We start from the raw sequence: 4,131 nt of genomic DNA, 5'->3' as shown, positions 1-4,131 counted from the left end.
CGATCGACCGCCTTCACGCCCAGGCCCGGCACGCGCAGCAGCAGCTCGCGCGGCGCATGGTTGAGGTCGACCGGAAAGCGTTCCGCATGCGCGAGCGCCCAGGCCATCTTGGGATCGACGTCGAGCCGCAGCAGGCCGTCGCGCTCGGCCACGATCTCGCCGTGCTCGAAGCCGTAGAAGCGCATCAGCCAGTCGGCCTGGTAGAGCCGGTGCTCGCGCATCAGCGGCGGGGCGGCCAGCGGCAGCGCGCGCGCCGCGTCGGGGATCGGGCTGAAGGCCGAGTAGTAGACGCGGCGCAGCCGGTAGGCGCCGTAGAGCGTGGCGCTGGTCGCGAGGATGGCGCGGTCGTCGGTGGCGTCGGCGCCCACGATCATCTGCGTGCTCTGGCCCGCGGGCGCGAACGGCGGCGGCTTCGCGGCCACGGGCGTCGCGCCCGGCAGCGCGCGGATCGGCACCACGCGGCGCGCCTCCTCGCGCGTGTCGTCGATCTGCAAACGCAGCCGCGCCATCGAGCGCCGGATCGCGCTCTCGTCCTTCTCGGGCGCCAGCGCCTGCAGGCCCTCGGTGGTCGGCATCTCGACGTTGATGCTGAGCCGGTCGGCATAGCGGCCGGCGCGCGCGATCAGCTCGTCGCTGGCATCGGGAATGGTCTTGAGATGGATGTAGCCGCGGAAGTCGTGGTCCTCGCGCAGCGAGCGCGCGACCTCGACCACCTGCTCCATCGTGTGGTCGGGCGACTTGACGATGCCGCTCGAGAGGAACAGCCCCTCGATGCAGTTGCGGCGGTAGAAGTCGAGCGTGAGCTGCACCACCTCCTCGGCGCGGAAGCGCGCGCGCGGCACGTTGCTCGAGGCGCGGTTCACGCAATAGAGGCAGTCGTACTGGCAGTGGTTGGTCAGCAGCACCTTGAGCAGCGAGATGCAGCGGCCGTCGGGCGCATAGCTGTGGCAGATGCCCATGCCCTCGGTCGAGCCGATGCCGCGCCCGCCCACCGAGTCGCGCGGCTGCGAGCCGCTCGACGCGCAGGAGGCGTCGTACTTGGCGGCATCGGCCAGGATGGCGAGCTTGTGCTGGAGGTCCATGGAGTGGGCAGGCGGGCGGGAAACACTGTACTTTTATACAGATGTTAACCGTCCCGTCGCCCCGATGGCCCTGCGGCCATGCGCGCGGGTCGGGCATTGCCCGCCGCGCCCTTTCAGTCGATGTAGCGCAGCCCCGCCGCCGCCAGCGCCGGCCGCATGTCGTACATGTCGAGCCCGAGCACGCCGCTCGCGAGCTTCTCGCGCTTCGACGTCTCCAGCGCCTCGCGCTGGCGCGCCTTCTCGAGCGTGGCCGCGGCCATCGCGCGCGGCACGCAGACCACGCCGTCGTCGTCGGCCACGATCGCATCGCCGGGCTGCACCGACATGCCGGCGCAGACCACCGGGATGTTGACCGAGCCCAGCGTGGCCTTCACGCAGCCCTTGCTGCTGATGGCCTTGCTCCAGACCGGGAAGCCCATCTGCTGCAGCGTGCGCACGTCGCGCACGCCGCCGTCGATCACCAGCGCGCGCGCCCCGCGGGCCTGGAAGCTGGTGGCCAGCAGGTCGCCGAAGAAGCCGTCGCTGCTCGGCGCGGTGACGGCCGCCACCACGATGTCGCCGGGGCGGATCTGCTCGGCCGCGACATGCAGCATCCAGTTGTCGCCCGGATGCAGCAGCACGGTGACGGCGCTGCCGCTGACCTGCGCGCCCGGATAGATCGGCCGCATGTACGGCGCGAGCAGGCCGACCCGGCCCATGGCCTCGTGCACCGTGGCCGAGCCCAGGGCCGCGAGGGCGTCGACGACCTGCGCGTCGGCGCGTTCGATGTGGCGATGGACGACGCCGAGTTCATGCATGGCGGGCTCCTTGGGTGGAATGAGATTGGGGATCGAATAGCCGGCCGCGCGCGTTCAGCTGCGCATCGAGCCGGGGAAAGACGCGGCGCGCATTGCCTTCGTAGACATGCGCGCGCTGCTCGGCGCTCAGCGCGGCGGCCTCGATGTAGCGCCGCGTGTCGTCGTAGAAGTGGCCGGTCTCGGGATCGATGCCGCGCACGGCGCCGATCATCTCGGAGGCGAACAGGATGTTCTCGACCGGGATCACGCGCGCGAGCAGGTCGATGCCCGGCTGGTGGTAGACGCAGGTGTCGAAGAACAGGTTCTTCAGCAGGTGCTGCGCGAGCGGCGGCTTCTTCATCTCCTGCGCCAGGCCGCGAAAGCGCCCCCAGTGGTAGGGCGCGGCGCCGCCGCCATGCGGGATCACGAAGCGCAAGGTGGGGAAGTCGGCGAACAGGTCGCCCTGGATGCACTGCATCACGGCCGTGGTGTCGGCATTGAGGTAGTGCGCGCCCGTGGTGTGGAAGCAGGCGTTGCAGCTGGTGCTCACGTGGATCATGGCCGGCACGTCGAGCTCGACCATCTTCTCGTACAGCGGATACCAGTGGCGGTCGGTCAGCGGCGGGCTGTTCCAGAAGCCGCCCGAAGGATCGGGGTTGAGGTTGACGCCGACGAAGCCGTAGTCGCGCACGCAGCGCTCGAGCTCGGCGATGCACGAGGCGACCGGCACGCCCGGCGACTGCGGCAGCATGGCCGCGCCCGCGAAGCGCTCGGGGAACATCGCGCTCACGCGGTGGCACAGCTCGTTGCAGATCGCGGCCCATGCGGACGACACCGCGAAGTCGCCGACGTGGTGCGCCATGAAGCTCGCGCGCGGGCTGAAGACGGTGAGGTCGATGCCGCGCTCGTCCATCAGCCGCAGCTGGTTGCCCTCGATGGATTCGCGCAGCTCGTCGTCGCCGATGCGCAGCTCGGACGCGGCCGGCGCGGGCCGCCCCGTGCCGAAGGCCTCGACCTGGCGCCGGCGCCAGGCCTCGAGCGCGGCCGGCGCGGTGGTGTAGTGGCCGTGGCAGTCGATGATCATGAGGTCGACGCCGTGCTCAGTCGGCCTTGATGTCGGCCGCGCGGATCACCTGCTCCCACTTGGCCGATTCGCTCTTGAGGAAGGCCGCGGCCTCCTGCGGGCTCGAGGGCGTGATGACCGCGCCGAGCGCGCCCAGCTTCTCGCGCGTGCCGACATCGGCCAGCGCCTTGCGCGTCTCGGCATTGAGCTTGGCGACCACCTCGGGCGCGGTGCCGGCCGGCGCGAGCAGGGTCCACCAGACGCTGGCGTCGAAGTTCGGCAGGCCGGCCTCGGCCATGGTGGGCACGTTCGGCAGCATCGGCGCGCGCTGGGCGCCGCTGACCGCCAGCGCGCGCAACCGGCCCGACTGGATGTGCGGCAGCACCTCGAGCGGATTCAGCAGCATGAACGAGGTGCGCCCCGCGATCAGGTCGACCAGCGCGGGCGAGCCGCCCTTGTAGGCCACGTGCAGCGCATCGAACTTGCCGACCGAGGCCAGCAGCGCACCGGCCAGGTGGCCCGAGCTGCCGTTGCCGGCCGAGCCGTAGCTCATGTCGCCGGGCTTGGCGCGCGCGGCCGCGAGCAGCTCGGGCACGGTCTTGTAGGGCGCGCTGGCCGGCACCACCAGCACCAGCGGCGCATAGCCCAGGCGCGCCACGGCGACGAAGTCGCGCAGGCCGTTGAACGACAGCTTGGGATAGAGCGTGTTGTTGGTCACCACGCCGTTGGCCGCCACCAGGAGCGAGTAGCCGTCGGGCGCCGAGCGCGCGACGTTCTCGGTGCCGATGTTGGCGTTGGCGCCGGGCCGGTTGTCGACGATCACCGGCTGGCCCATCTGCGTCGACAGCCGCTCGCCGACCACGCGGCCCACGGTGTCGACCGCGCCGCCGGCCGCGAAGGGCACGACCAGCCGGATCGGCTTGCTCGGATACGGCGCCTGCGCGAGCGCCAGCGAGGGCGCGGCGAGGCAGGCCAGGAAGAGCGCGCCAAGGCGGCGGCGCAGCGGGGCGGTGGATGTCATGAGCGAGTCTCCTGCGGAAAGCCGCGAGCCTAGGATTCGCAACGCGGCCGCACAATGCCGTTCCACTCCGCGAAACGATGGCCTCCTCCGCACGCGCTCCCACCCGCACCGCCAAGCCCGTGCCGCGCGCGGAGGGCGTGACCGCGGTGGCGCGTTCGCTCGCCATCCTCGATGCCTTCGGCACCGCCG

General features: G+C 71.4%; 4 protein-coding genes. All 4 read right to left on the bottom strand.

From position 1 onward, the window contains the following. A partial coding sequence (locus AC27VN_RS34550) for a putative DNA modification/repair radical SAM protein (protein ID WP_490879513.1) occupies window positions 1-1,082 on the bottom strand: 1,082 nt, incomplete at its 3' end. Between the two features lie 113 nt (window positions 1,083-1,195). After that, window positions 1,196-1,879: a 4-carboxy-4-hydroxy-2-oxoadipate aldolase/oxaloacetate decarboxylase gene (gene ligK / locus AC27VN_RS34545; RefSeq protein WP_431511448.1), complete on the bottom strand. Its 684-nt coding sequence runs from the start codon at window positions 1,877-1,879 to the stop codon at window positions 1,196-1,198. After that, the gene (locus AC27VN_RS34540; RefSeq protein ID WP_490879512.1) at window positions 1,872-2,942 is read right to left on the bottom strand and encodes an amidohydrolase family protein; all 1,071 of its coding nucleotides are present in this window, start codon (window positions 2,940-2,942) and stop codon (window positions 1,872-1,874) included. The genes ligK and AC27VN_RS34540 overlap by 8 nt, the downstream gene beginning before the upstream one ends. 16 nt (window positions 2,943-2,958) lie before the next feature. Continuing rightward, window positions 2,959-3,942, bottom strand: a complete 984-nt coding sequence (locus AC27VN_RS34535; protein ID WP_490879511.1) for a Bug family tripartite tricarboxylate transporter substrate binding protein — start codon at window positions 3,940-3,942, stop codon at window positions 2,959-2,961. Between the last annotated feature and the right edge of the window lie 189 nt (window positions 3,943-4,131).

The sequence above is a fragment of the Variovorax sp. 20P10.2.4 genome (assembly GCF_058244205.1).
This window is presented reverse-complemented; position numbering and strand designations above follow the sequence as displayed.

Coding starts and splice junctions, on each gene's coding strand:
- AC27VN_RS34535 (WP_490879511.1), bottom strand. CDS start 3,942: ATGACATCCACCGCCCCGCTGCGCCGCCGCCTTGGCGCGCTCTTCCTG.
- ligK (WP_431511448.1), bottom strand. CDS start 1,879: ATGCATGAACTCGGCGTCGTCCATCGCCACATCGAACGCGCCGACGCG.
- AC27VN_RS34540 (WP_490879512.1), bottom strand. CDS start 2,942: ATGATCATCGACTGCCACGGCCACTACACCACCGCGCCGGCCGCGCTC.